The 24,494-nt window shown below is 72.7% G+C and carries 19 protein-coding genes and 1 pseudogene; 12 read left to right on the top strand and 8 right to left on the bottom strand.

Annotated features, from left to right (window positions below):
• Positions 1-93: 93 nt before the first annotated feature.
• The 9 genes from ABTY98_RS11470 to ABTY98_RS11510 are packed head-to-tail and all read left to right on the top strand — an operon-like array spanning position 94 to position 10,435.
• Positions 94-1,194: a DUF3344 domain-containing protein gene (locus ABTY98_RS11470; RefSeq protein WP_352220657.1), complete on the top strand. Its 1,101-nt coding sequence runs from the start codon at positions 94-96 to the stop codon at positions 1,192-1,194.
• A gap of 56 nt (positions 1,195-1,250) precedes the next feature.
• On the top strand, positions 1,251-2,384 hold the full coding sequence (locus ABTY98_RS11475; protein WP_352220658.1) for a glycosyltransferase: 1,134 nt from the start codon (positions 1,251-1,253) through the stop codon (positions 2,382-2,384).
• On the top strand, positions 2,381-3,802 hold the full coding sequence (locus tag ABTY98_RS11480) for an exopolysaccharide biosynthesis polyprenyl glycosylphosphotransferase (RefSeq protein ID WP_352220659.1): 1,422 nt from the start codon (positions 2,381-2,383) through the stop codon (positions 3,800-3,802). Before ABTY98_RS11475 ends, ABTY98_RS11480 begins: the two co-directional genes overlap by 4 nt.
• Before the next feature lie 2 nt (positions 3,803-3,804).
• Positions 3,805-5,100 (top strand): O-antigen ligase family protein, encoded by a 1,296-nt coding sequence (locus ABTY98_RS11485; protein WP_352220660.1) that lies wholly within the window; start codon positions 3,805-3,807, stop codon positions 5,098-5,100.
• Positions 5,097-6,785 (top strand): murein biosynthesis integral membrane protein MurJ, encoded by a 1,689-nt coding sequence (murJ, locus tag ABTY98_RS11490; protein WP_352220661.1) that lies wholly within the window; start codon positions 5,097-5,099, stop codon positions 6,783-6,785. The genes ABTY98_RS11485 and murJ overlap by 4 nt, the downstream gene beginning before the upstream one ends.
• On the top strand, positions 6,769-7,524 hold the full coding sequence (locus tag ABTY98_RS11495; RefSeq protein ID WP_352220662.1) for a polysaccharide deacetylase family protein: 756 nt from the start codon (positions 6,769-6,771) through the stop codon (positions 7,522-7,524). Before murJ ends, ABTY98_RS11495 begins: the two co-directional genes overlap by 17 nt.
• The gene (locus ABTY98_RS11500) at positions 7,525-8,676 is read left to right on the top strand and encodes a glycosyltransferase (protein ID WP_352220663.1); all 1,152 of its coding nucleotides are present in this window, start codon (positions 7,525-7,527) and stop codon (positions 8,674-8,676) included.
• Positions 8,673-9,320, top strand: a complete 648-nt coding sequence (locus ABTY98_RS11505) for a YveK family protein (protein WP_352220664.1) — start codon at positions 8,673-8,675, stop codon at positions 9,318-9,320. Before ABTY98_RS11500 ends, ABTY98_RS11505 begins: the two co-directional genes overlap by 4 nt.
• Positions 9,317-10,435, top strand: coding sequence for a GNAT family N-acetyltransferase (locus ABTY98_RS11510; RefSeq protein ID WP_352220665.1), 1,119 nt, complete (start codon positions 9,317-9,319; stop codon positions 10,433-10,435). Before ABTY98_RS11505 ends, ABTY98_RS11510 begins: the two co-directional genes overlap by 4 nt.
• 66 nt (positions 10,436-10,501) lie before the next feature.
• On the opposite strand, the gene ABTY98_RS11515 is transcribed toward ABTY98_RS11510, so the two are convergent.
• Positions 10,502-11,833: a glycoside hydrolase family 26 protein gene (locus ABTY98_RS11515; RefSeq protein ID WP_352220666.1), complete on the bottom strand. Its 1,332-nt coding sequence runs from the start codon at positions 11,831-11,833 to the stop codon at positions 10,502-10,504.
• Positions 11,834-12,003: 170 nt separating this feature from the next.
• Between ABTY98_RS11515 and ABTY98_RS11520 the strand changes: the two genes are divergently transcribed.
• Both ABTY98_RS11520 and ABTY98_RS11525 read left to right on the top strand, forming a co-directional pair.
• Complete coding sequence (locus ABTY98_RS11520) at positions 12,004-13,383, top strand: carboxylate--amine ligase (RefSeq protein ID WP_352220667.1); 1,380 nt, start codon at positions 12,004-12,006, stop codon at positions 13,381-13,383.
• Positions 13,383-14,638 (top strand): annotated as a pseudogene (locus ABTY98_RS11525) (FAD-dependent oxidoreductase). The gene ABTY98_RS11520 and the pseudogene ABTY98_RS11525 overlap by 1 nt, the downstream one beginning before the upstream one ends.
• A gap of 47 nt (positions 14,639-14,685) precedes the next feature.
• Here ABTY98_RS11525 and ABTY98_RS11530 read toward each other — a convergent pair.
• The 3 genes from ABTY98_RS11530 to ABTY98_RS11540 all read right to left on the bottom strand — a co-directional run bounded on the left by ABTY98_RS11530 (position 14,686) and on the right by ABTY98_RS11540 (position 16,423).
• On the bottom strand, positions 14,686-15,366 hold the full coding sequence (locus tag ABTY98_RS11530; protein WP_352220779.1) for a chaplin: 681 nt from the start codon (positions 15,364-15,366) through the stop codon (positions 14,686-14,688).
• 142 nt (positions 15,367-15,508) lie between these two features.
• Positions 15,509-15,736 (bottom strand): chaplin, encoded by a 228-nt coding sequence (locus ABTY98_RS11535; protein WP_352220780.1) that lies wholly within the window; start codon positions 15,734-15,736, stop codon positions 15,509-15,511.
• A gap of 288 nt (positions 15,737-16,024) precedes the next feature.
• A complete protein-coding gene (locus ABTY98_RS11540; protein WP_352220668.1) occupies positions 16,025-16,423 on the bottom strand; it encodes a rodlin in 399 nt (132 codons plus the stop codon).
• Between the two features lie 245 nt (positions 16,424-16,668).
• Here ABTY98_RS11540 and ABTY98_RS11545 point away from each other — a divergent pair, with 245 nt between their 5' ends.
• Positions 16,669-17,067 carry a rodlin gene (locus ABTY98_RS11545; protein WP_352220669.1) on the top strand — a complete coding sequence of 133 codons (399 nt, stop codon included), beginning with the start codon at positions 16,669-16,671 and terminating at the stop codon, positions 17,065-17,067.
• A gap of 51 nt (positions 17,068-17,118) precedes the next feature.
• Here ABTY98_RS11545 and ABTY98_RS11550 read toward each other — a convergent pair whose 3' ends face one another.
• From ABTY98_RS11550 to ABTY98_RS11565, 4 genes are all read right to left on the bottom strand, one after another.
• Positions 17,119-19,029 carry an AMP-dependent synthetase/ligase gene (locus ABTY98_RS11550; RefSeq protein WP_352220670.1) on the bottom strand — a complete coding sequence of 637 codons (1,911 nt, stop codon included), beginning with the start codon at positions 19,027-19,029 and terminating at the stop codon, positions 17,119-17,121.
• A gap of 151 nt (positions 19,030-19,180) precedes the next feature.
• Positions 19,181-20,677, bottom strand: a complete 1,497-nt coding sequence (locus ABTY98_RS11555; protein ID WP_352220671.1) for a vWA domain-containing protein — start codon at positions 20,675-20,677, stop codon at positions 19,181-19,183.
• A gap of 155 nt (positions 20,678-20,832) precedes the next feature.
• Complete coding sequence (locus ABTY98_RS11560; RefSeq protein ID WP_352220672.1) at positions 20,833-21,687, bottom strand: ABC transporter permease; 855 nt, start codon at positions 21,685-21,687, stop codon at positions 20,833-20,835.
• On the bottom strand, positions 21,684-24,332 hold the full coding sequence (locus ABTY98_RS11565) for a CocE/NonD family hydrolase (protein ID WP_352220673.1): 2,649 nt from the start codon (positions 24,330-24,332) through the stop codon (positions 21,684-21,686). Before ABTY98_RS11565 ends, ABTY98_RS11560 begins: the two co-directional genes overlap by 4 nt.
• Positions 24,333-24,494 lie beyond the last annotated feature (162 nt).

Genomic DNA, 24,494 nt, shown 5'->3' on the forward strand with positions numbered 1-24,494 from the left:
CGACTAGAGTTGCGGACCTCCTGACCTACCCGTATTGACATCACATCGCACTCTTCCCGCCTCCCCTCCTTTCCCGAAAGGGCGAAGTCGGTCATGCGCAATCCCCTGGGCCCACCGCTGCGCCGTGCGTCGGTGAGCGCGCTCACCCTCGCCGCGATCTGGGCACCGGGCACCGCCCGGGCGGCCGCTCCGACCGCCCCGCCGTCGCCCGAGGCCCCGCGCATCCCCTTCGCCGAGCGCTACCACGTGGTGCAGCGAGGCGGCTTCGCCCGCGCGGCCAACGCGTCCGTCAGCTGCCGTGCGAGGGCCGACGACCCGTCCGAGCCGCCCTGCCCGGCCGCGCGAGAGGGCCGGGTCCCGGCGGCGAACGGGAACTTCGACATGTCCTACGTCGATGTCGACGACGACCCCCACACCTACAACTCCTCCCGCGCCGAGCTCCGGCTGCCGGAGGGCTCCCGGGTGACGTACGCGCGGCTGTACTGGGGCGGCAACCTGCTGGCCGGCGAGCAGAAGCCGGCCGGGGACAACGCGCGGGTGCTGATCGCCGAACCCGGCGGCCAGTACAAGGAGTTGCTCGCCGACACGGTGGTGGGCCACCGGGCGGCGGGCGGCGCGGACGCCTTCCAGGCCTCGGCGGAGATCACCGACCTGGTCAGGTCGAGCGGCCCAGGGCTGTGGACCGTCGGCCAGCTGAACGCGGCCATGGGGCGGTCCGGGTCCGGTGCCTGGGGCGGCTGGACGCTGGTGGTGGCGTACGAGAACCCGGCGGAACCGCTGCGCACGCTCGCCCTCTGGGACGGCTTCGACTCCCTCGACGGAGCGGCCGAGGTACGGCTGAACGGGCTACGTATCCCGCGTGGCGCCCACGGCCGGGTGGGCCTGGTGGCCTACAACGGCGACCGGGGCGGCACCGGCGACTCGCTCACCTACACCACTGCCGGCTGCGGCTCCGTCCCGCTCGCAGACTCCGCCGACCCGGCCGACGACGTACTCAACTCCACGATCAATGACCCCGGCCCGGTACGCGCCCGGCGTGAGCCCGCGTACGACAACACGCTCGGCTACGACTCGGATGTGTTCGATCTCGGTACCGCTCTCGCGCAGGGCGGTGACCAGCTGACCTTCCGGCTCGTTTCCCAGCGCGACGCGGCGTGGGCGGGCGCGCTCTTCGCCGCTGTGGACGTGCAGTAGTGCGCTGCGTCCCGGCCCGCAGTCCCGAGCGCCCCCCGTGAGCGAGGAATCCGCGTATGCACCGATCAGCAACCGACCCTCGGCCACGGGTCCTCCACCTGGCGCAACCGGTCGGGGGCGGGGTGGCCCGGGTGGTCCTGGATCTGACGAAGGCCCAGCTCACGGCCGGTCTGCGGGTCACGGTGGCGTGCCCCGGTGGTGAACTGGCCGAGCGCGCGCGGGAACTGGGCGCCGAGGTGCGCGGGTGGCGCGCCGACCGGTCCCCGGGCGCCGGTCTCCGGGACGAGGTACGACGGCTCACCCACCTGCTCGGCGAGGTGCGCCCCGATCTGGTGCACGCGCACAGCGCCAAGGCGGGCCTCGCCGGACGCCTGGCCGTGCGCGGACGCGTCCCGACCCTCTTCCAGCCGCACGCCTGGTCCTTCGAGGCGGTCGGCGGAGTCACCGCCGCGCTGGCGCTGACGTGGGAGCGATGGGGGGCGCGCTGGGCGCACCGGGTGGTGTGTGTCAGCGAGGCGGAACGCACGACCGGCGTGCACGCCGGGATTCGCGCCCGGTACGCCGTCGTCCCCAACGGCATCGACACCGAGTACTTCACCCCGGGCCGAACCGAGTCCCGGGCTCCCCTGGTCGTCTGCGTCGGCCGCCTGTGCCGGCAGAAGGGCCAGGACGTGCTGCTGCGAGCCTGGCCCGAGGTGCTGCGCCAGGTTCCGGGCGCCCGGCTTGCGCTGGTCGGCGACGGACCGGACGGCGAGGCGCTGCGCCGGATCGCCCCCGCCTCGGTCGAGTTCGCCGGCGCCGTCGACGACGTCCGCCCCTGGTACCGGGCCGCCGACCTGGTGGTGCTGCCCTCCCGCTGGGAGGGCATGGCGCTGGCCCCGCTGGAGGCGATGGCCTGCGGGCGGCCGGTGCTGGTCACCGATGTCGACGGCGCCCGCGAGAGCCTGCCGCCCGGGCAGGCCGCGCACTGCCTGGTGCCGCCGGGACGGCCGGGCGCGCTTGCCGGTGCCGTCGCCGGGCTGCTGCTCGACCCGGAGCTGCGCGCGTCGCTCGGCGACCGGGGGCGCCGGCACGTCCAGTCCACGCACGATGTGCGGCGCACGGCGGAGGCGGTCGCGGAGCTGTACCGCGAACTCCTCGGCGGACGGCCGCTCATGTCCTTTGAGTGCAGGGAGTCCATCCACTCGTGACCGCGGAAAGCACCGTCCCCTCCCCCGGCCCGCAGCCACGGGACCACGGACACTCGCCCGTGTCGGTCCTTCCGGCCCGGACCGCCGGCGGCTTCCGGTTCCCGCCGCGGCGGCCGCCCGCGCGGCCCGCCTCCCCGGTGCCGCTGCTGGCCGCCGACCTGTGCGCCGCGCTGCTCGGCGCGATCGCCCTCGACGAGGCCGTACACCGGCCCGCCCTGGTCGGCCTGCTGATGTCCGGGGCGATACTGCTGCGCCCGCAGCCCACCGGGCGGGTGGCGGGGATCCTGGACGAACTCCCGGCGGTCTGCGGCCGGATCGCCGTCGTCTGGCTGGGCCTCGCCGCCGCCCTCGCCGCCTGGGACCCGGACCGCGCGCTGCCCGCCCGCACCCTGCTGCTGGGCTGCGCCCTGCACGCGGCGGCGGCCTGCGCCGGCCGCGGCCTGGTGCACTGGCGCCGCCGCATCGCCCTGCTCCGCCATCCGCGCGCCGCCCTGGTCATCGGCCCCGCCGCCACCGCCCAGCGGGTCGCCGCCGCCGTGCTGCGCCACCCGGACTTCGGCGTACGGCCGGTCGGTGTCGTCGCCGAGCATCCCGAAGGCCCCGAAGGGCTGCCCGTGCTGACCACCGGCGAGGAGGTCGAGCGGGCCCTCATCCAGAATGGGGTCCGGGCCGTCCTCACCGTCCACCCCGCCGTCCGCACCGAACAGGGCCCGCTGCTGCGGGCGCTGGCCGAGTCGGGCTGCGTGGTCTGGGAGGTCGACGCGGACTCGCCGGCGTACGAGATGCGCGACCAGCTCGCCGGGTTCTCCTGCCGCCGGCTGGAGATGGGCTCGCGGCGGCGCGGCAGCGTCGGCAAGCGGATCCTCGACATCGTCGTCTCCGGGGCGGCACTCGTCCTGGTCAGTCCGCTGCTCCTGGTGTGCGCGGCGGTACTGCGCCTCACCGACGGGCCCGGCGTGGTCTTCCGGCAGGAGCGCATCGGCCGGAACGGGCGCCCCTTCACCCTGCTGAAGCTGCGCACCCACCGCCCGGTCGACGCGCACGAGGCCGCGACGCGCTGGAGCGTGGCGGGCGAACGCGAGATGAGCCCGTTCTGCCGCTTCCTGCGCCAGACGTCCCTGGACGAGCTGCTCCAGCTGTGGAACGTGCTGTGGGGCGACATGAGCCTGGTCGGGCCGCGGCCCGAACGGCCGTACTTCGTCGGCCAGTTCAGCCAGACCTACCCGGGCTACGCGGCCCGCCACCGGATGCAGACCGGCATCACCGGACTCGCCCAGATCCACGGGCTGCGCGGCGACACCTCCATCGAGGACCGGGCCCGCTTCGACAACGCCTACATCGACAACTGGTCGCTGTGGCAGGACATCTGCATCCTGCTGCGCACCGCGGCCGCGCTCGTGCGCTCGACGGGGAGCTGACGATGAGCTTCGCACTCTCGCCGGCCAGGCCCCTGCGGCTGCCGCCGGTTCTCGCCGCGGCCGCCGTGCTCGCGGTCCTCGCGCTGCCGCTCGCCCCGGGCGGCGGGGACAGCGGGGCGGGCCCGGCGGACGCGGTGTCCGCGCTGGTGGTGCTGTATGCCGCGCTGCGGGTGGTACGGGAGCGACGGCGGCCGCTGTCGGCGACGGCCGCGGTGGTGCTGGGCATGCCGGTCGTGGGGCTGGCCGTCGCCGCGGCCGGCGCGTCCTCGCCGGGGGCCGGGCTGACCGGCCTCGGCCGCTATCTCCAGGTGTTCGTCCTGGTCCCCGCCGCTGTGCTGCTGCTGATCCGGGACCGTGCCGACTTCCGGCTGCTGGCCTGGTCGTTCGTGGGGCTCGCCGGGTGGCAGGGCGCGGTCGGCGTGCACCAGTACGTCACCGGGACCGGGGCGTCGTACCAGGGTGAGGAGATCCGCGCGGTCGGCACGTTCGGGCCGCAGGACGTGATGGGCATGGCGACGGTGGTGTCGTTCGGGCTCGTGTGCGCACTGGGGCTGGCGCTGGGGCGGTCACCGGTACGGCAGCGGGTGGCGGCGGGCGCGTGCGTGCTCGGCCTGCTGCTGCCGCTGGCCGTCTCCTTCAGCCGGGGGGCCTGGATCGCGACGGTGCTCACCTGCGGTGTGCAGCTGGCGCTGGCCGGGCTGCGGCGGGCGCTGAAGGTGGCGGCGGTCGCTGTCGCCGCGGGTGTGGTGCTGGTGGGGGGCTTCGGGGTCGGTACGGCGATGCTCCAGGAGCGGCTCAGCAGCATCGGGCAGGTGACCGATGCGCCGGACCAGTCGGTGGTCGACCGCTACACGCTGTGGGCGGCGGCGACCGGGATGTGGCGCGAACACCCCGTCACCGGCGTCGGGTTGAAGAACTTCCCGGTGTACCGGGACGGGCACGCCTCACTGGCGCTGTCCTCCGGGAGCGACACGGAGGGGGCGGGGGCCGCCTACCGGAAACAGCCGCTGTTGTCGCCGCACAACATGTATCTGCTGGTGCTGAGCGAGCAGGGGCTGCTCGGGGCGCTGGCCCTGGGGGGCTGCTGGCTTGCCCTGTTGGTGTGCGGGCTGCGGGGGTTGTGGCGAGTCCGCGGTGGTGACGGGCTCGACTGTGCGCTGGTGGGATGCGGGTTGCTGATCTGGCAGCTCGTGGACTTCGCCTACGCGGACATCGGGGGGCCTTCGACCGTGCTCACGGCGGTGGTGTTCGGGGCGGTGGCCTGGTGGGCGTTGGTGGGGGCGGAGCGTTCGCCATGACGGTTACGCCTTCTCGGGTTTCAGGGGAGCAGGGGTCGGATGTCGACCACGGGGCAGTGGGGGCTGATCGCGCCCACGCGGCGCAGCCGCACATCTCCCAGCCCCGCGCCCCTGAAGGGGCGCCTACCTCCCGGGGCTTCCTTGCCAAGGCAACCCTTGTCACCGCCTCCCTCTCCGTCGTCGGCTCTCTCCTCGGGCTCATCCGGGACCAGTCCCTCGCCCGGCTCTTCGGGGCCGGACGGGACACCGACGCGTTTCTCGTGGCCTGGACCGTTCCCGAGTTCGCCGCCACGCTTCTCATCGAGGACGGCCTCGCCTTCGCACTGGTCCCCGCCTTCAGCCTGGCCCTCGCCCGGCGGGCGCAGGGGGCTCCCGGCGACCCCGTACGGGCACTGGTCGCCGGGACGCTGCCCAGGCTGGCCCTCGCCTTCACGGCCGTCGGCGCTCTCCTCATCGGGGGCGCACCGCAGCTCGTCGAGGCGCTCGCGCCCGGTCTGCGCGACCCCGCGCTCGCCGTCGACTGCACCCGGCTGACCGCCACCAGTGTGCTGACCTTCGGGCTGGCCGGGTACTGCAGCGCCGCCCTCCGCGCCCACCGGCGGTTCCTCGCCCCGGCCGCGATCTACGTCGCCTACAACGCCGGGATCATCACGGCGATGTTCGCCTTCGGCTCCCACTGGGGCGTGCGGTCGGCCGCGTTCGGGGTCGCGGCCGGGGGATGTCTGATGGTCGCCGTACAGGTTCCCTCACTGTTCCGGCAGTTCCGGCGCAGGGTCAAGCCCGCCGTCGGTGACCCCGTCGCCGAGGCGAAGCCGCTGAACCTCGTCCTGATGGCCACCGTGCTGCTGTTCGCGCTGTGCCGGCAGTCACAGGTGCTGATCGAGCGGTTCCTCGCCTCGCATCTGCACTCCGGGGCGATCTCCCACCTCAACTACGCGCAGAAGGTCGCGCAGATCCCGATGACGATGTCGATGATGCTGTGCACGGTCACCTTCCCGGTGGTGGCCCGGGCACTGGCCGAGGGCGACACCGAACGGGCCCGGCGCCGGGTGGAGCGTGATCTGTCGGTGGCCGCGAGCGTCGTACTGCTCGGCGCGGCCGTGGTCATGGCGTGTGCGCCGCAGCTCATCCATCTCCTGTTCCAGCGCGGGGCGTTCTCCGCGGCGGACACCGCCGCCACCGCCGGGGTGATGCGCGTCTACGCGCTCGGGCTGCTCGGGCAGACCCTGGTCGGGGTGCTGGTCCGCTCCTACTTCTCGGCGGGCCGCGCCACCTGGTACCCGGTCGGCGCCATGGCCGCCGGGATCGTCGTGACCTCCTGGATCGGCGCCCTGGCGGTGGGCCCGTACGGCGTCACCGGCATCGCCGCCGCCAACGCCACCGGCATCACCGTCACCGCCGTACTCCTGCTGTCCGGCATGGGCCCGCGCAGCGTCCCGATCCGCACCCGGCAGGTGCTGGCCGAGCTGAGCCGGCCGGTGCGGGCCGCCGTGATCGCCACGGTCGTCGGGACCTTCGTCGCCGGACAGCCCGCGAATCCGCTCACCGGGCTGGCCGCCGGGGTCACGGCCGTGACCGCGATCTTCGTCCTGCTCGGCTGGGCACTGGACGCCCAGGGCTTCGCACCCGCACTCCGTTCCGTAGGCACCGTCACCCGAAGGCTCGCGCATGCCGTCTTCCATTGAGTCCGCCGAGAAGGTCAGACCCCTGGCGGGCCCGGTCCCCTGGGTCGCCATGTACCACTCCGTGGGCGACTGCTCGGACGATCCGTACCACGTCACCGTCTCCCCCGACCGCCTGGCCAGACAGCTGAGCTGGCTGCGCCGGCGGGGGCTGCGCGGGGTGTCGGTCGCCCAGCTGCTCGCCGCCCGGGCCCGGGGCGAGGGACGGCGGCTGGTCGGGCTCACCTTCGACGACGGCTACGCCGACTTCCTCGACCAGGCCCTGCCCCTGCTCGACCGCTGGGGCTGCGGCGCCACCCTGTTCGTGCTGCCCGGGCGGCTCGGCAGCGACAACCGCTGGGACTCGCTCGGCCCGCGCAAGCCGCTGCTCAGCGCCGACGGGGTCCGGCGGGCGGCGGCGGCCGGCGTGGAGATCGGCTCGCACGGGCTCACCCATGTCGATCTGACGCAGGCCGACGCGGACACTCTGAAGGCCGAGACCGCCGACAGCCGGGCCCACCTGGAGGAGCTGATCCAGTCCCCCGTCAACGGCTTCTGCTACCCCTACGGGACCATCGACCAGCGTGTCGTCGACGCCGTACGGGACGCCGGCTACGGCTACGCCTGCGCCATCGACCCCGGCGACCAGACCGGCGTCCACACCCTGCCCCGTGTGCACATCGGGCAGAACGACCACGCGCTGCGCCTCTTCCTGAAGTACCGGCTGCACCGGCTGCGCCGCCGTCCCGTCAAGGGGCTGTGAATGAGGGCCCTGCATGTCATCACGGGGTTGGGGGTCGGCGGGGCGGAGCAGCAACTCCGGCTGCTGCTGCGCCATCTGCCCGTCTCCTGCGACGTCGTCACGCTCACCAACCCCGGCCCTGTCGCCCGGGGGCTGACCGCCGACGGGGTGCGGGTGGTCCATCTCGGGATGGCCGGGAACCGGGACCTGGCCGCGCTGCCCCGCCTGGTCCGGCTCATCCGCCGGGGCCGCTACGACCTCGTCCACACCCACCTCTACCGGGCCTGCCTCTACGGCCGGATCGCGGCGCGCCTCGCGGGCGTCCGGGCCGTCGTCGCCACCGAGCACTCCCTCGGCGACGTACAGCTGGAGGGGCGTGAACTGACCGCCGGAGTAAGGGCGTTGTATCTCGCCGGTGAGCGGCTCGGCCGATCCACGGTCGCCGTCTCCCCCACCGTCGCGGAACGGCTGCGCCGGTGGGGGGTGCCCGGACCGCGGATCGAGGTCGTACCGAACGGCATCGACCTGGAACGTTTCCGCTTCGACCCGGAGCGGCGGCTCAGCACCCGCGCCCGCCTCGGGATTCCGCCGGACGCCTTCGTGGTGGGCGGCATCGGGCGGCTCGCGCCCGGCAAGCGGTTCGACGTCCTGATCAGGGCGCTGGCCCGACTCCCGTCGGACTGCCGTCTGCTGCTGGTGGGCGGGGGCGCGGAGGAGGGCGCCCTGCGCCGTGCCACCGAGGAGGCCGGGGTCGCCGGGCGGGTCCTGTTCACCGGCGAGCGGCCCTGTGTCTCCGACAGCTCGCCGGACGGTTCGACCGACCTCGACCTTCCCTCTCTCACCTCCGCCATGGACGTACTGGCCTCGCCCTCCGCCGAGGAGGCCTTCGGGCTCGCGGTGGTCGAGGCGCTGGCCGCCGGGCTGCCCGTGCTCTACAGCTCCTGCCCGGCCGTCGAGGACCTGCCGCCCGCCGCCGCTCCCGGCGCCCGCCGTGTCGAGGGCGGTGCCCGCGCCTACGCCGAGGCGCTGGCCGCCGCCCGCGCCGCCGGGCCCGGATCCCGCACCGCGCCGGAGGCCGCCCGTCACTACTGCATCACCCGCAGCGCCGCCCAGCTCATGGACGTCTACGCGGCCGCACTCGCCACCACCCCTCAGGGAGCCAGTACGCCATGACCGAGAACACCCCCAGGGCAGCCCGCCCCTTCGCCCGTGCCCGCGCGGTCCCGCCCTGGACGCTGCTGGCGGCCGGGGTCGTCGCCGGCGGTCTGCTGGGCGGCGCCTACGGCGTGCTCACGCCGGCCAGCTACACCGCGACCAGCTACGTCATCGCCGTCCCCGCCGACAGGTCGGACACCGCCACCGCGCAGGGCTTCGCGCAGGCGTACGGCCGGGTCGCGACCCAGCTCGCGGTGCTCGGGGACGCCCAGGTATGGGCCGGGGTGCCGGTGAACACGCTGCGGGAGAGCGTGCAGACGGAGACCTCGCCGGACGCGCCGATGGTCGCCGTCTCGGCCACTTCACCGCACCCCCTCCAGGCCGCCGACATGGCGAACGCGGTCGCCCGCTCGCTCACCCAGCACGCCAACGACACCAAGGGCGACACACACGTCGAACTCCTGCAGTTCTCCCGGGCACTGAAGCCGACCGCGCCCACCTCGGCGTCCCCGAAGGTGACCGGTCTGGTGGGGGCCAGCGCGGGCGGGCTGCTGAGCGGCCTTGTGCTGCTGGTGCGGCCCCGGCGCCGCGAGGAGGACAACGCCCTGCAGGCCTCCGTCCCGGGACCTGCCGTCGCCGCCGACGTACACGGACAGCTGTGACGACGACGGCCTACCCGACGCTCGCCGCCCACACCACCGAACTGGTCACCGACGAACGCGCCTTCGCCGCCCTGGCCCCCGCCTGGGGCCGCCTCTACCGGCGGTGCGGCACGGCCACCCCGTTCCAGAGCCACGCCTGGCTGCACTCCTGGTGGCGCTCCTACGGCGTCCCGGGGCGGCTCCGCCTGGTCCTGGTGCGCTACGGCGGTGAGCTGGTCGGCGCGGCCCCGCTGATGCTGGTGCACCGGCCGCTGCCCACGCTGGTGCCACTGGGCGGGGCCATCTCCGACTACACGGACGTACTGCTCGCCGACTCCGACGACGGCCGGGCGGCGGACGCCCTCACCCAGGAGCTCGCCCAGGCGGCGCGGACGGCACTGATCGACTTCCGTGAGGTGCGTCCGGGCGGTGCGGTGGAGCGGGTGTACGACCGCTGGGACGGCCCGTGCCGGAAGGTGCCCGACTCGCTGTGCCTGGAGCTGCCCGCCGTGTCCATGGACGAGCTGGTCGCCCGGCTGCCCTCGAAACAGGCCCAGCGGGTGCGCGCCAAGCTGCGCAAGCTGGGCTCGCTCGGGGTGCGCCGGGACGCCGTGGCGCCGGAGGGCGTCGACACGGCGCTCGGCCGTCTCATCGAGCTGCACCGGCTCCAGTGGCAGGGGCGGAAGGTGACGACGGAACACCTCCAGTCGCGGTTCCGGGAGCATCTGGTGCGCTCGGTGGGGCCGATGGTGCGGTCCGGGGACGCGGTGGTCACCGAGTTCCGGCTGGACGACGAGGTGGTCGCCGTCGATCTGACCCTGCTGTCGCCGAGCCTGGCCGGCGGCTATCTGTACGGGGCGCATCCGCAACTGCGCGAGTGCAAGGCGGACGTGGCGGTGATGCTCCTGGACGCCTGCACCCAGCACACCGGCGCCAGTGAGCGGGGCGCACTGAGCCTGCTGCGCGGGAACGAGCCGTACAAGCACCACTGGCGGCCGCAGCAGGTCGTCAACCAGCGCCTGTTGCTGGCCCGGCGCCGCACCGCCCCGCTGCTGACGGCGGCGCTGTGCGACGCCGCCGCCCGGCAGCGGGTCAAGGAGGTGCTGCACCGATGGAAGGAACACCGGCAGGACTAGGGCCCGCTCCGGTCGGCGGCCACAGAGGACCGTCGATTCCCGCCGAGCCGATCCAGAAGACACCCCCTAGCTCCGCGACCGCGACCACCAGTCGAGGCGGATGCAGAGCTTCCCGCCGAGCCAGTACTCGACCCAGTCGCCCAGGTCCATCGGCGCGCAGTCGGCCGGGGGCGTGGTGCTGGGAGCGGGAGTCGGGGTCGGAGCCGGGGTCGGGCCGGTCGGTGTCGGTGTCGGTGTCGTGGTGTCGGTCCGGCCGGAGAGGGCCGCGCGGTAGACCCGCGACGAGCGCGGGTTGTCCGAGCACTGCCAGACACCGTGCGGGCAGTAGTCGGTCAGCGTGTTGTAGAGCGGCTTGTGCTCGTCCATCCAGGCGAGCATCCGTCGCATGTATTCGGCGTTGTCGCCGTTGCGGAAGAGGCCCCATTCCGGATAGGAGATGGCTTTCCCGTGGGCCTTCGCGAAATCGACGTGCTGCTGAAGTCCGTAAGGCTCCCGGACCTGTTCGTCGAAGGAAAGACCGGTCGGCTGGTCGTAGGAATCCATACCGACGATGTCGACCGTGTCGTCCCCGGGATAGCACTGCGTCCACGGTACGGCGTCGCGGCCCCGGCTGGGCGTGAAGTCGAACCGGAAATTCTGGCCCGGCACCGAACGCATGGTGGTGACGATGCTGTTCCAGTACTTCTTCCAGGACTCCGGGTCCGGCCCGCAACGATGGGTGTAGGTGGTGCCGTTCATCTCCCAGCCGAGCACGATGACCGTGTCCGGCACCTTCAGCTCCACCAGCCGCTCGGCCAGGGCCCGGAAGTGCTGATCGAAATGACCGACCGCGCCCTGCCACAGCAGCCGACGGACCTCGGCGTCGTCGACGTGGTCCTCGTTGCGCTCCTGCATGGGCACGTTGAGGACGAGCATCCGGTCGGCCTTCTGCCGCCGCCAGTGCGCCCAGACGTCGAGGAAACCCGGCGCGCCCTCGATGTCGCTCCAGCGGTCGCCGGGCAGATAGGTGTGCGCGACCTTGAGCTCGGTGCCGCCGAGCCAGCCGCTCAGCTGGGCCATGCGGGCCACGCCCAGCGGACCGGAGTCGAGGAAGGCCCCGAAGGCCGGGGGCGCGGCCTTGGCCGGCACGGACACGACCGGCGCGGGACTCACCGGTACCGGACTCACCGGCACCGGTGCGGGACTCACCGGTGCCGGCAGGGGCGCCGCCGACGCCGGGACGGACGTCGTCGGTGTCGGAGCCGGCGTCGGGTCCATGACCCGCGCCACCACCGCACCCTCGGCGAATCCCGAACCGGTCGCCAGCGTCACCGAGGCGGCCAGGACCGCCGCCGCAACCGCGACCACAGCCGGCCGGCGCGACCGGGACCTCGGCCGCTTTCGCTGCTGTGGAGCCATGCCTGCTCCTTTCTCCGCCAGTTCTGACAGTTCTCGTCCGTCCGCACAGTCGCTGAGAAAGCGCCAGTTACTGACACTCAGTCATATCAGTATGAATACCGCCAGTGCGGCTGCGGCATTCGGGCGCCCCGAACGCCCGCACGGGTGAACCGACGCAAAGGAAAAGGTCCGTGTCGCTGCTAGACATCCGGGTTCCCGCGGTTCTGCTGCGGATCGACCGGAATCCCTTTCACCACGGCACCCTGGGGGCCGTGCGCTCGCTCGGCAGAGCAGGCGTGGAAGTCCATGTGGTCGCCGATTCCACCGGCAGTCCGGTCGGCAGGTCCCGTTTCGTACGGCGGTTGCATCCGCCGCCGGCGCCGGGTGCGTCCCCCGCCGAGATCGTGGCCGTGCTGCGCCGGGTGGCGGCGCGGATCGCCCGTCCGGCGGTGCTGATCCCGATGGACGACGCGAGCGCGATCGCGGTCGGCCGACTCCGGGAGGACCTGGCACCCGCCTACCTGCTGCCTCAGCAGCCCGCCACGCTCCCCGAACAGGTCGCCGACAAGGCCCGGTTGGCCGAGGTGTGCGCGGCGGCCGGGATCCCGCACCCGCAGACCCTCGTCCCGGACAGCGCCGAGCAGGCCGCCGCCGTCGCCTGGCGGCTCGGGCTTCCGGTGGTCGCCAAGTGGAGCCGGCCCTGGCTGGTGCCGGCCGGGTCCGGACTGCGCAGCACGGTGGTGGTGCGCTCGGCGCGGGAAGCCCGGGAGCTGTTCCTGCGGGCCGAGGAGGCGGGCAGCCGGCTGCTGCTGCAGGAGTTCCTGCCGCCGGGCCCGGACCGCGACTGGTTCTTCCACGGCTACGCCGACCGCACCGGAACGGTACGCGCGGGCGGCCCCGGCCGTAAGCAACTGGCCTGGCCGCGCGGGGCGGGCCTGACGGCGGTCGGGCTATGGACGCCCAACCCGCAGGTCCAGGGGCTGGCCGAGCGGCTCACCGGCGAACTGGGCTTCCGCGGCATCTTCGACCTGGACTTCCGGCGCTGCGGCACCACCGGCCGTTATCACCTCCTGGACTTCAACCCCCGTCCGGGCGCCCAGTTCCGGCTCTTCGCCGACAGCGTGGGCCTGGACGTCGTACGCGCCCTGCACCTGGATCTGACCCACCGTCCGCTGACCGCCGGGGCGCCGCTGGCCGGGCGGGCGTTCGTGGTGGAGAACTATGCGCCGCTGAGCGCGCTGCGGCCGGCCCCGCGCGGGCGCGAGCTGGCCTGGAGCGCGCCGGACGACCGGGGGCCGGGCCTGGCGATGTGGGCGCTGTGGGGCCGGCATGTGGCGGGCCGGCTCCTCGACCGGCTGGGCCCCCGTACGGCCCCGGCCCTGCCGCCGTCCTCCGTCGTGGTCCGCCAGGCCGGGGAGCCGGCCGGGGAACGCTGCCCGGCCGCCCTGGACGAGGAACTCTCCGGTGTGTCCGGTGTGCCCAGTGTGCCCAGTGCGTCTGGCGTGTCCGGTGTCTCCGGCCTCGCCGGTCTGCCCGACCGGTCCGACGACGAGAAGGCGAGCAGCTGCTGATGTACGACCTGCTGGTGGTGGGCGCGGGCCCGTACGGCCTGTCCATCGCGTCCCACGCCGTGGCAGCGGGCCTGAACGTGCGCGTCTTCGGCCGCCCGATGGCGTCCTGGCGCGACCACATGCCCCGTGGGATGTTCCTCAAGTCCGAACCCTGGGCATCCAACCTGTCCGACCCCGAGGCGCGTTGGCGGCTGGACGTGTACTGCGCGGGCCGGGGGGTCGAGGCCCGGCACGGGCGGCCGATCCCGCTGGACATGTTCACCGAGTACGGCCTGTGGTTCGCCCGCGACGCCGCCCCGCCCGTCGACGAGCGCACGGTCACCCGTGTCGCGCCCCGCACCGGCGGCTTCGAGGCGACCACGCAGGACGGCGAGACCCTGCACGGCCGGACCGTCGCCCTCGCCGTCGGCGTGCTGCCGTTCGTCGAGATCCCCTCCGCGCTGCGCGGTCTCTCCCCCGACCTGGTCTCGCACAGCAGCCACCACGCCGACCTCGACCGCTTCCGGGACCGGGACGTCACGGTGATCGGCGGCGGCCAGGCGGCCCTGGAGACCGCCGCGCTCCTCGCCGAACAGGGCAGCCGGGTACGGGTGCTGGTGCGCGCGGACCGGCTGTGCTGGAACGAGGCGCCGCCACCCTGGGAGCGCCCCTGGTGGCAGTCGGCGCGCGTCCCGCACAGCGGCCTCGGCCCCGGCTGGCGCAACTGGTTCTACTCCGAGCGGCCGGGCCTGTACCGGCGGCTCGCGGAGCCGACCCGGGCGCGGATCGCGGCCACGGCCCTCGGCCCGGCCGGCGCCTGGTGGGTCCGGGAGCGGGTGCAGTGCGGGGTGAAGGTGCTGCTCGGCCGCGAGGTGACGGCGGCCCGGGCCACCTCGGGCGGGGTGCGCCTGGACACGGCGGTGCGCGGCGGCGGGGTGGGCACCCTGGAGACGGAACACGTCATCGCGGCCACAGGGTTCAGGGCGACCCGGGAGCGGCTCGGGCTCCTGACCGACGACCTGCGTACGACGCTGGTGACCGGGGCCGACGGGGCGCCGGAGGTGGGCCGGGACTTCGAGTCGTCGTACCCCGGGCTGTTCCTGGCCGGTCTGATCACGGCCGCGGCTTCGGCCCGGCGATGCGTTTCGTGCGCGGCGCCGGCTTCACCGCGGGCACGCTGGTGCGCGGGGTACGGCGGCGACTGCGCTCGGGTCCGGCCGGCTGGGGCATCGCGGCGGACCACCGGGAGCCGGCACCGGACACGGTTCGGAGCTGACGGACACGGGTGCCGGGCCCCGATGGAGGCGTCCGGCACCCGGAGTACTAGGACCGGCGAGACGCGGCTCGGGCTCGTCGGTAGAGCATCGTGCCGCCCGCGATCAGTGCGGCGCTGGCGGCCGAGGCCGCGAGCATGGCCTCACGGTCACTGCCGGTGTGCGGTAGGGAGGGCGGCGGGCCACCGGGCGGGGTGGTCTGACTCGGCGGGGTGGTCTCGGCCGGAGGGGTCGACTGGCTCGGCGGGGTGGTTTCCGGAGGCGTCGACTCGCTCGGCGGGGTCGTCTCGGCCGGAGGCGTCGACTTGGGCGGTGGAGTCTCGGCGCACGGCGGAGTCTGTTCGCCGTACCCGGGAGGGGCGTTGTCGCCGTACGCGGGAGGTGTCTCCTCGCCGTAGGCCGGTGGGGTCCCGCAGACGTCGGACGGCGGGGTGGCACCGGTCTCGGTGCCGTAGCCCGAGTCGCCGTAGGACGTCTCGTGTGCGCGGTCGCCGGTGGGCTCGGCCGAAGCCGGTGCGCTCGCACAGGAGTTGCCGAAGGCCGGGTCCAACGCGGCGGCCACGTCGACCGAGTTGCCGCAGACGTCGACCGGCACGTTCACCGGAGCCAGGACGTTGTCGCCGGAGACGACACCCGGTGAGCCGCCTGCGGTGCCGGTCGCGTCCGAGTCGGCGAGCGCGGGACTGACGTACAGGGCCAGAATGCCTGCCGCGGTGGCGGCCACGACCATTCCCCTGCTGAGGGTCTGTCGCAATCTCGTTGTCTTCCTGCTCAGAAGTGGAAAGGCCGGCCTCGGAGCGCGGATACGAAGGATCGACGGTCCGAGGCCGGCCGTGACACAGCCGGACGGCTGGTGCGCTGCGGTGACCTCGTCAGTCGTTGGCGCAGGGGTTGCCGAACGCGGGGTTCAGCAGCGCGATGACGTTGACGGTGTTGCCGCAGACGTTGATCGGAACGTGGATCGGAACCTGGATCACGTTGCCGGAAAGAACGCCCGGGGAAGCGATCGCAGCAGCCTCGGCACCCGCGTCCGCGAAGGCCGGGACGGCACCGCCCAAGGCCAGGATTGCGCCGGCAGCGACAGCAGCGGTCTTCTTCATGAACTTTCCCTTCTCTGCGGTCATGCCCGTGTGACGGCCGAAACCGAGCGAGCACAGCATGAACGGCTCGCACCATGACCGGCAGACTGTAGAACGAGGAATAGACAGCCGAAGAAACTATGGAACGCGCGCCGTCCGGTAATTCACTCGAAACGCCCACACGGATTGACATGTTGGCGCCAGGATGGCGCCGACCATTCTTGCGTTTTCACTCGCCTGAATTCCACGAAAAAGGCCCGGGCAGCCCGCAGACGGTGCAGCGGGCAGCCCGAGCCGGCCAAGGTCGACTCAGCCTTCGGTGGCGGCCGAGAGAACCGACAGGTTCTCCAGGACGTGCGAGAGCGCACCGTCGCGCTTGACGTTCGAGGAGTTCTCGGCGCACTGCTGCTGCAGGTGGTCCGAGAGAACCGGGATGTCCTGGACCGTGCCACCGATGAACCCGTCGACGGCGACATCGACGTCCTGGACGCCCACACACGGCTTGTTGAGCGTGCCCTGCACCAGCGAGAGCTGCGGGCTCATGTCGCCCTTGGTCGCCGAGTTGCCGAACGACGACACGGAGCCGTTGCCATTCACAACGGTCGGCCCGTCGTCGTTGCCGATGGCAAGCGCCTGCGGCGCGGCCGCCACCGCCATTCCCACGACAGAAGCGGCGGCCGCGGCGGCGAACATTGCCTTCTTGAGCACTTCGCGTTCCTTTCCTCGTATGCGACTCATGCCCTACGGCCTCATCAACCCGGCGCATAGGGAATGGTTCCGCTGATTCACTCGGTTGGAGCGTAAACGCCCGGGAGGCGACGATAAGTCACCGATCCGGAAAACACACCGCAGTCCACCCCATCGGCCGACAGGGTGAACAGGAGAAACCACCGGCTGCCCGCAGAGTTGACCATCACGCTCCGGTACGGGGTTTTCTCAGAAAGGACTGGCAAGTGATCAAGAAACTTGTTGCCACCGCGGCCGTCGCCGCTTCCGCCTTGGGCGCCTCCGCTGCCGCGGCACCGCAGGCTCTGGCGATCGGGAACGACACCGGACCGAACGTCGCCAACGGCAACGCGGGAATGCAGGCCTTCGGCAACTCGACCACGTACGGGAAGATGAGCCCGCAGCTCGCCCTGATCCAGGGCTCTTTCAACAAGCCGTGCGTCGCCGTGAACGACATTCCGGCCTCCGTCGCCGGGGCCATCGGCGTCGGAGTCCAGGACATTCCGATCCTGTCCGACCACATGCAGCAGCAGTGCACCGAGAACTCCTCGAACGTCAAGCGCGACGGCGCGCTGGCGCACCTGCTGGAGGACGTGTCGGTCCTGTCCACGAACGGCGAGAAGTGATCCGTTGATCGAAGCGGGTCGCCGAGTGGTTCGGCGGCCCGCTTCGGCGTGTCAGCGGCGGTACAGCGCCTCGATCTGCTCGGCGTAGGCCGCCACGACCGCGTGCCGCTTCACCTTGAGCGAGGGCGTCAGCAGGCCGTTGTCCTCGCTGAACTCGCCCTCGACCAGGGCGAAGGAGCGGATCGACTCGGCGCGGGAGACGGCCTGGTTGGCGTGGTCGACCGCCTTCTGCACCTCGGCCCGCAGCCGTTCGTCGCGCACCAGCTCGGCGAGCGGAGTGTCCGACGGCAGCTTCCGTACGGACAGCCAGTGGGCGACCGCCTCGGGGTCCAGGGTGATCAGGGCGGCGACGAAGGGCCGGTTGTCGCCGACGACCAGGCACTGGCCGACGGGCGCGCGGCTGCGCAGCCGGTCCTCCAGGACGGCAGGGGAGACGTTCTTGCCGCCAGAGGTGACCAGGATGTCCTTCTTGCGGCCGGTGATGGTGAGATAGCCGTCCTCGTCGAGCGCGCCGAGGTCGCCGGTCGCGAACCAGCCGTCGTCCGGCAGCACTTCGGCGGTCGCCGCCGGGTTGTTCCAGTACGACCCGAAGACCACCGGCCCCTTGATCAGCACCTCGCCGTCGTCGGCGATCCGGACGGCCGTCCCGGGGATCGGCTGTCCGACCGTACCGGGGCGGGGCGCAAGCGGCGGTACGACGGTGGCGGCCGCGCTGGTCTCGGTCAGGCCGTAGCCCTCGTAGACGACGATCCCGGCCGCGTGGAAGAACAGGTTGAGGTCCCGGTCAAGCGGGGAGCCGCCGCTGATGGCGTACCGCATCCGGCCGCCGAGTTCCTTGCGGATACGGCGGTAGACCAGCAGGTCGTACAGCGCCCAGGCGGCGTACAGACCGGGGCCGGGGCCCTTTCCGCGGCCGAGGAACTTGTTCAGGTAGGCCCCGGCGAAGCGCACGCCGGTCCGTTCCGCCCGGTCGAAGGAGGCGGCCCGGCCGATCTTCTCGGCCGTCGCCCGCCCGGTGTCGTGGATCTTCTCGAAGAGATACGGCACCCCGACCAGGAACGTCGGTCTGAACTCCCTGAGTGCGGGCCGGAGTTCGTCCGGCCTCACGCTCGGGAAGTGACCCATCTCGATCCGGCCCATCAGGCAGGCGATCTGGAGCGTACGGCCCAGGATGTGGGCGAGCGGGAGGAACAGAAGGGTGGAGGCGGTCTGGCCGGTGACCGCGCGGAAGACGGGGTACAGCAGCTCGACCGTGTTGGCGGCCTCGGCATGCAGGTTGGCGTGGGTGAGGACGCAGCCCTTGGGGCGGCCGGTGGTGCCGGAGGTGTAGCAGACCGTCGCGGTCGAGTCGGGGGTGAGGGTGCCACGGCGCTTGGTGACGTCCTCGTCCGGGATGCCCTCGCCGAGGGCGGTGAGGTCGGCGACCGCGCCGCCGTCGAGTTCCCAGACGCGCGGGAGTCGGGGGTGGTGGGCGCTGCCGGTGGTGACGGTGGCGGTGTTCTCCGGGGTCTCGGTGACGACATGGCGGGCGCCGGAGTCCCTGACGATCCACTCCACCTGCTCGGCGGAGGAGGTGGGGTAGACCGGGACGCTCACGCCGCCCGCCGACCAGATGGCGAAGTCGAGGACCGTCCACTCGTAGCGGGTGCGGGACATCACGGCGATCCGGCCGCCGGGTTCGAGACCGGCGGCGATCAACCCCTTGGCAACGGCGGTCACCTGGGCGGCGAAGGCCGCGGCGCTGACCGGGCCGTCGGGGCGCCGTAGCGCCGTGGCGCCGGGTTCCTCGGCCGCGTTGGAGTAGGGGAGGTCGGCGAGGGAGCCGGTGGTGAGGGGTGGGGCGAGATTCGCCTGGCGTACCTCCCGTACGACGCCGGCCTCGTCCTTGATGACTTCGACCTTGCCCCGGGCGGCGAGGTCGGAGCGTTGCCTTGCCCGCTTGAGGTCCTTGCGTACGCCCATGGGGCGTCAACTTACTCACAAGTAAGGAAAGGTCAATGGGTCTCGCCGTAGGGGCCACGGTCGTTCGCCGGGTGCCGGTGCGTTGTGGCTGGTCGCGCCCGCGCGGCGGTAGCCGCATGTTGATACGGCCCCGCGCCCCTGACGGGGCGCCTCAGCTTGCGGCGCCGGAATGACCTGCTTCCCGAATGGCCGTCGCCAGGCCGGATACGTCCTTGTCCTCGGTCATCCGCGCCAGGTTGGTGGCGCGGGATTCCAGAGTGCTGAGACTCGGGCTCCCCGGCATGTCGTAGTCGCCTCCTCCCAGCGCGTCCGCGAAGTACGCCGCCACCGCCGTTACCTGGAAGCGGGCGGACGCGGTCCAGACCGAGTCGTGCAGGGCGGCTGTTTCCATGGCGCCCGTGTTCTCGCGCGGGTCGCGGGTCTCGGGGTCCAGCCAGCGGACCGTGGCAGTGGCCAGGTGGCCCTCCGTGCCGGGCCTGGTGCGGACGGCGTAGAGGGCTGTCACCGTGTGGCCGGGGCCGACCTCGCCGCCGTCCACGTGGTCGTTGCGGAAGTCCTGGTCGGCCACCTTGCGGTCCTGGTAGCCGATCAGCCTGAAGTCGGCGACCGTGTGCGGGTCGAAGGCCACCTGGGCCTTGGCGTCGCGGGCCACCAGGTCGATGTTCTGCGGTAGTTGCCGGCAGAAGACCTCGGTCGCGGTGCCGGTGTCGGAGACGTACGTGGTGTGGCCGTCGCCCTTGTCGGCGAGGCGTTCCATGAGCGCGTCGCCGTAGTCGCTGCCCACGCCCACTCCGAACAGCGTGATGCCGTACTCGCGGCGGTCGCTGTCGATACGCTCGAGGATGGCGTTGGGGTCGGTCTCGCCGTCGTTGGCGAGGGCGTCGGAGATCAGGACGACCCGGTTGGTGGCGTTCTTGCGCAGGCCCTCGACGGCGGTGGCGTAGCCGGTCTCGACGCCCTCGCCGAGGTTGGTGGAGGAGAGGGCGTCGAGGCCGTCGACGGCGTCGTGGATCTCGGCGCGGTGGCCGGCGAGGCGGGTCATCGGCAGGAGCGTGTCGGCGTGTTCGCTGAAGGCGACGATCGCCACCGAGTCGTCGTCGCGCAGCCGGTCGGTCATCGTGTCCAGGGACTTCTTGGCGAGGTCCAGTCGGCCCGGTTCGTCCATGGAGCCGGAGACGTCGATGACGAACGTGAGGGCGGCGGGCGGCCGTTCGCCGGTGGTCGTGGAGGGGCGGGTGGTGAGGCCTACGCGGACCAGGGACCAGTCCGGGTCGCTGGTGCGGGCGCCGTCGACGGTGACCGTGAAGCCGTTGTGCCCGGGGGTGCGGTAGTCCTGGCGGAAGCTGTTGACGAACTCCTCGGGCCGGATGGTCGAGGGGTCGGGGCGGCGGCCGTCGGCGAGGGTGCGGCGGGCGTAGCCGTAGGAGGCGGTGTCGACGTCGAGGGCGAAGGTGGAGAGGTAGTCGGAGGACGGGGTGGATTCGTCGCCCTGGGCCCGGGAGGGGGCGGGGGTCGGGCCGCCGATGGCGTAGTCCGGGCCGTTCGCGTGGTCTTCGCCCGCGGCGCAGGCCGTCAGCAGCAGTGCGCCCGCGGTGGTCAGGGCGAGCAGCGCCCCGCACCTGTGTCGTCTGGTCCCGTGTCGGTCCATCGTGTGCCCCCTGTGCCGGTAGGAGTCGACTTCCTGACTTTCTGTCAACTCTGACGGCGCAGGGGGCCGGAACGTGCGCCCGGATGCGTTGCGAATGGATCTCGAAGCGGCCACGGACCTGGCCCGTCGAGGCCGGAGGGAGATCGTCCGGTGACCTAGGAGACGATGTCCTTGCGGTCGAAACCCCGGAAGGCCAGGGCGAACAGCACCAGGGCGTACGTTATGGAAATCGCGGTTCCCTGGATCATGCCGGACCACTCGGGATGCGGCTGTACGGCGTCCGCCCAGGCGTACTGCCAGTGGGCGGGCAGGAAGTCGCGCCAGTCGCCGAGGGCCGTCACCTGGTCGAGAACGTTGCCGACGATGGTCAGACCGACCGCGCCGCCGACCGCGCCGAGGGGCGCGTCCGTCTTGGTGGAGAGCCAGAACGCCAGTGCCGCGGTGACCAGCTGGGACAGGAAGACGTACGCCACCACGACGGCGAGGCGCTGGGCCGCCGTGCCGGTGTCGAGTTCGCCGCCGGTCGGGATCTGGAGCGGTCCCCAGCCGTAGGCGGCGGTGCCGACGGCCAGGGCGACCAGCGGCAGCAGGATCATCGCGGCCAGGCTGAGGCCGAGGGCGACGACGAGCTTGGACCACAGCAGGCGGGCCCTCGGCACGGGTGCGGCGAGCAGATAGCGCAGGGAGGACCAGCCGGCCTCCGAGGCCACGGTGTCCCCGCAGAACAGGGCGACCGGGATGACCAGCAGGAATCCCGCCGACACGAACAGGTTGACGGCGGCGAAGTTGGCGCCGGACGCGGTGGCCGTGTCCAGCAGGGTGACCTGGCCGTTCCGGGCGCCCGGCTGGCCGCCGATCGCGAACGCGATCAGCAGCACGAACGGCAGTACGGCCAGGATCGCGCCCATCACCAGTGTGCGGCGGCGCTTCAGCTGGCGGATCAGCTCGACGCGCAACGGCAGGGTGCGGGCCGCCTGATAGCCGGAGGCGACCTCGGTGAGCGTGCTCATGCGGAACCTCCGATCAAGGTCAGGAAGGCGTCTTCGAGACGGCGGTGGGGGCCCACCGACGCCACGGGCACGTCCAGCCGCACCAGCTCGGCGACCAGGCGTGGTGCGCTGCCGCCCGCCTCCAGGCGGACGAGAAGGCCGTCGTCGGTACCGACCACCGAGGCGACGCCGGGCAGCGCGGCCACCTTCTCCACCACCGGCTCCTCAACGGGCACGCCGGTGCCGACGAGCAGGGTGTCGCCGGAGCCGACGATCTCCGCGACCGGGCCGGCCTGTATCAGCCGGCCGCGGTCCATCACCACGAGGTGGGTGCAGGACTGTTCGACCTCGGCGAGGAGATGGCTGGAGACGATCACCGTACGGCCGGCGGCCGCGTACCGGATCATCACCTCGCGCATCTCGCGGATCTGCGGCGGGTCGAGCCCGTTGGTCGGTTCGTCGAGGATCAGCAGGTCCGGCATGCCGAGCATGGCCTGGGCGATGGCGAGGCGCTGGCGCATGCCCTGGGAGTACGTGCGGACCGCGCGGGTCAGTGCGTCGCCGAGGCCCGCGATCTCGAGGGCCTCCTCGATGTGGGAGTCCGCCGCCGGGCGGCCGGTGGCCTGCCAGTAGAGCTCCAGGTTCTCGCGGCCGGAGAGGTGCGGCAGGAAGCCGGCGCCCTCCACGAAGGCACCGACCCGGGAGAGGACGGGGGCGCCCGGGCGGATGGCGTGGCCGAAGACCCGGATCTCGCCGCCGTCCGGCTTGATCAGGCCCATCAGCATGCGGAGTGTGGTGGTCTTGCCCGCGCCGTTCGGGCCGAGCAGGCCGAGGACCTGGCCCTTCTCGACGCGGAAGGACAGCTCCCGTACCGCGTACCGGTCCGTGGAGCGCGCGTAGCGCTTGCTCAGGTCCGTTATCTGCAGCGGGACTTCGGCGAGCTCGGGGGCCGGTGCCGGGGTGGCGGTACGACGGCGGCCGGTGAGCAGCAGGGCGAGGGCGGCGACCGCTCCGGCCGACGGCAGCCACCACACCCAGGCGGGCAGCGGTACGGCGGCCGTGTCCACCTGGGGTGCCGTCGGCACGGCGAGGGCGCCCTTGAGGGAGACCGTGTACGTCGCCGGGGCGGTCGGGGAGGCATAGCCGAGGTCGGTGGAGGCGAGGACCAGGCGCAGGCGGTGGCCCTTCTGTACCTCGTGGTCGATCGCCGGGAGGGTGATCGTGACGTCCTTGCCGGACCCGGCTCCCTCGACGCGGATCGGGGTGACCAGCTGGGAGGGCAGCACCTGCTGGGTGCCGTCCTGGCCGACGTCGTACACCTTGGCGAAGAGCACTGCGTCGTCGCTGGTCGACGTGATGTGGACGGTGGCCGTGGGTGAGCCGGTGATCTGCACGTTGTCGGCGACGGGTGCCGAGTCGAAGCGGGCGTACTGGCCCGGGAAGTCCAGGGAGACGCCGACGCCCAGGGAGGAGAGCTGGGTGAGGCCGGCGGCGGCGCCGAGGCCGGGCAGTGCGGAGACGGCGGGCGGGGTGGCGCCCGCCGGGTTCTGGACGCGCTGTGTGCCGCCCGTGAGGGCGATGGACTTCCGGTCGCTCTCCAGGCCGGGGTAGCTGTCCGAGGTCGCGCCCCGCAGCAGGGCGGTGCCGTCGGTGGAGTCGATGCCTCCGGTGCGGGTGATCCGGAAGGCCGGGCCGGTGTCGGTGGCCTTGTCGCCCTTCAGATAGCGGTCGAACCAGGAGGTGACCCGGCCCTCGACGCGGCTGGTCTCCAGGTCGCCGCCGTCGTGCCCGCCGGCGATCCAGTCGACGTCGACGGGGGCGCCGTTGGCCCGGATCGCCCTGGCGGCGGCGTCGGACTGGGCGAGCGTGAAGAGGGAGTCGGTCTGGCCCTGGAAGAGCAGGGTGGGCACCTTGATGCGGGCGCCGACGGCCGACGGTGAGCGTTCCGCCAGGAGCTTGACCGCGGCCGCGTCCGGCCTGCCCGACTCGGCGACCCGGTCGTACATCGCGCACAGCGCCGGCTCGAACCTGGCGCAGCCGCCGCCGGTGTTGAAGAAGATCCCGGCCCACAGCTTCTTGAAGACGCCGTCCGGGAACAGGGCGTCCGCGAGGTTCCAGTACGTGATCGACGGGGCGATCGCGTCCACGCGCTGGTCGTAGCCGGCGGTCAGGAGGGAGATCGCGCCGCCGTACGAGCCGCCCGCCATGCCGACGCGGGGGTCGCCGGGCTTGTCGAGCTGGACCTGGGGCTGCTTCGCCAGCCAGTCGATCAGCCGGGAGACATCGGCGACCTCGCCCTTCGGGTCGTTCAGGCCGATCCTGCCGGTCGACTTGCCGAAGCCGCGGGCGGACCAGGTGAGGACCGCGTAGCCGTCGCGGGCGAGGTCCTCGGCTTCCTGGCGCATGTCGGCCTTGGAGCCGCCGAAGCCGTGGGCGAGGAGGACCGCGGGGCGTCGGCCGGTGCCGGCGGTGGTGAAGAACGAGGTGTCCAGATGGACCCCGTCCACGGCCATGACCTTGTCGGACCGGTGCACCGGGGGCGGGTCGTCGGACGCGACGGCCGTCCATGTGCCGGCGCCCACGAGCACCACGACGGCGGCCGCGGCGGACAGTAGTCGCCGCGGCCGCCGAAGCAGGGTTCGTAGGCCGGGGGGTCGAAGATCCATGCCCTCAACGGTACGGGCCTGGACTGACATCCGATGCCCACGGAGGGGTGAACCCCTGGCCATCCCTCGGTAGTACGGGGGGTCTGGGTGTACTTCGAGCGCGGTACGGCGGGTGGGGCACGTTTTCGAACGTGCGGCCGGTGAGCCGCGTTTGCGCCGTTC

The sequence above is a fragment of the Streptomyces sp. NPDC096040 genome (assembly GCF_040303265.1).
In the GTDB taxonomy this organism is placed as follows: domain Bacteria; phylum Actinomycetota; class Actinomycetes; order Streptomycetales; family Streptomycetaceae; genus Streptomyces.

Excerpts from the sequence above, each read along its gene's own strand:
- ABTY98_RS11470 (WP_352220657.1), top strand. The coding sequence starts at position 94 with ATGCGCAATCCCCTGGGCCCACCGCTGCGCCGTGCGTCGGTGAGCGCG.
- ABTY98_RS11475 (WP_352220658.1), top strand. The coding sequence starts at position 1,251 with ATGCACCGATCAGCAACCGACCCTCGGCCACGGGTCCTCCACCTGGCG.
- ABTY98_RS11485 (WP_352220660.1), top strand. The coding sequence starts at position 3,805 with ATGAGCTTCGCACTCTCGCCGGCCAGGCCCCTGCGGCTGCCGCCGGTT.
- murJ (WP_352220661.1), top strand. The coding sequence starts at position 5,097 with ATGACGGTTACGCCTTCTCGGGTTTCAGGGGAGCAGGGGTCGGATGTC.
- ABTY98_RS11495 (WP_352220662.1), top strand. The coding sequence starts at position 6,769 with ATGCCGTCTTCCATTGAGTCCGCCGAGAAGGTCAGACCCCTGGCGGGC.
- ABTY98_RS11500 (WP_352220663.1), top strand. The coding sequence starts at position 7,525 with ATGAGGGCCCTGCATGTCATCACGGGGTTGGGGGTCGGCGGGGCGGAG.
- ABTY98_RS11505 (WP_352220664.1), top strand. The coding sequence starts at position 8,673 with ATGACCGAGAACACCCCCAGGGCAGCCCGCCCCTTCGCCCGTGCCCGC.
- ABTY98_RS11515 (WP_352220666.1), bottom strand. The coding sequence starts at position 11,833 with ATGGCTCCACAGCAGCGAAAGCGGCCGAGGTCCCGGTCGCGCCGGCCG.
- ABTY98_RS11530 (WP_352220779.1), bottom strand. The coding sequence starts at position 15,366 with ATGGTCGTGGCCGCCACCGCGGCAGGCATTCTGGCCCTGTACGTCAGT.
- ABTY98_RS11535 (WP_352220780.1), bottom strand. The coding sequence starts at position 15,736 with ATGAAGAAGACCGCTGCTGTCGCTGCCGGCGCAATCCTGGCCTTGGGC.
- ABTY98_RS11550 (WP_352220670.1), bottom strand. The coding sequence starts at position 19,029 with ATGGGCGTACGCAAGGACCTCAAGCGGGCAAGGCAACGCTCCGACCTC.
- ABTY98_RS11555 (WP_352220671.1), bottom strand. The coding sequence starts at position 20,677 with ATGGACCGACACGGGACCAGACGACACAGGTGCGGGGCGCTGCTCGCC.
- ABTY98_RS11560 (WP_352220672.1), bottom strand. The coding sequence starts at position 21,687 with ATGAGCACGCTCACCGAGGTCGCCTCCGGCTATCAGGCGGCCCGCACC.
- ABTY98_RS11565 (WP_352220673.1), bottom strand. The coding sequence starts at position 24,332 with ATGGATCTTCGACCCCCCGGCCTACGAACCCTGCTTCGGCGGCCGCGG.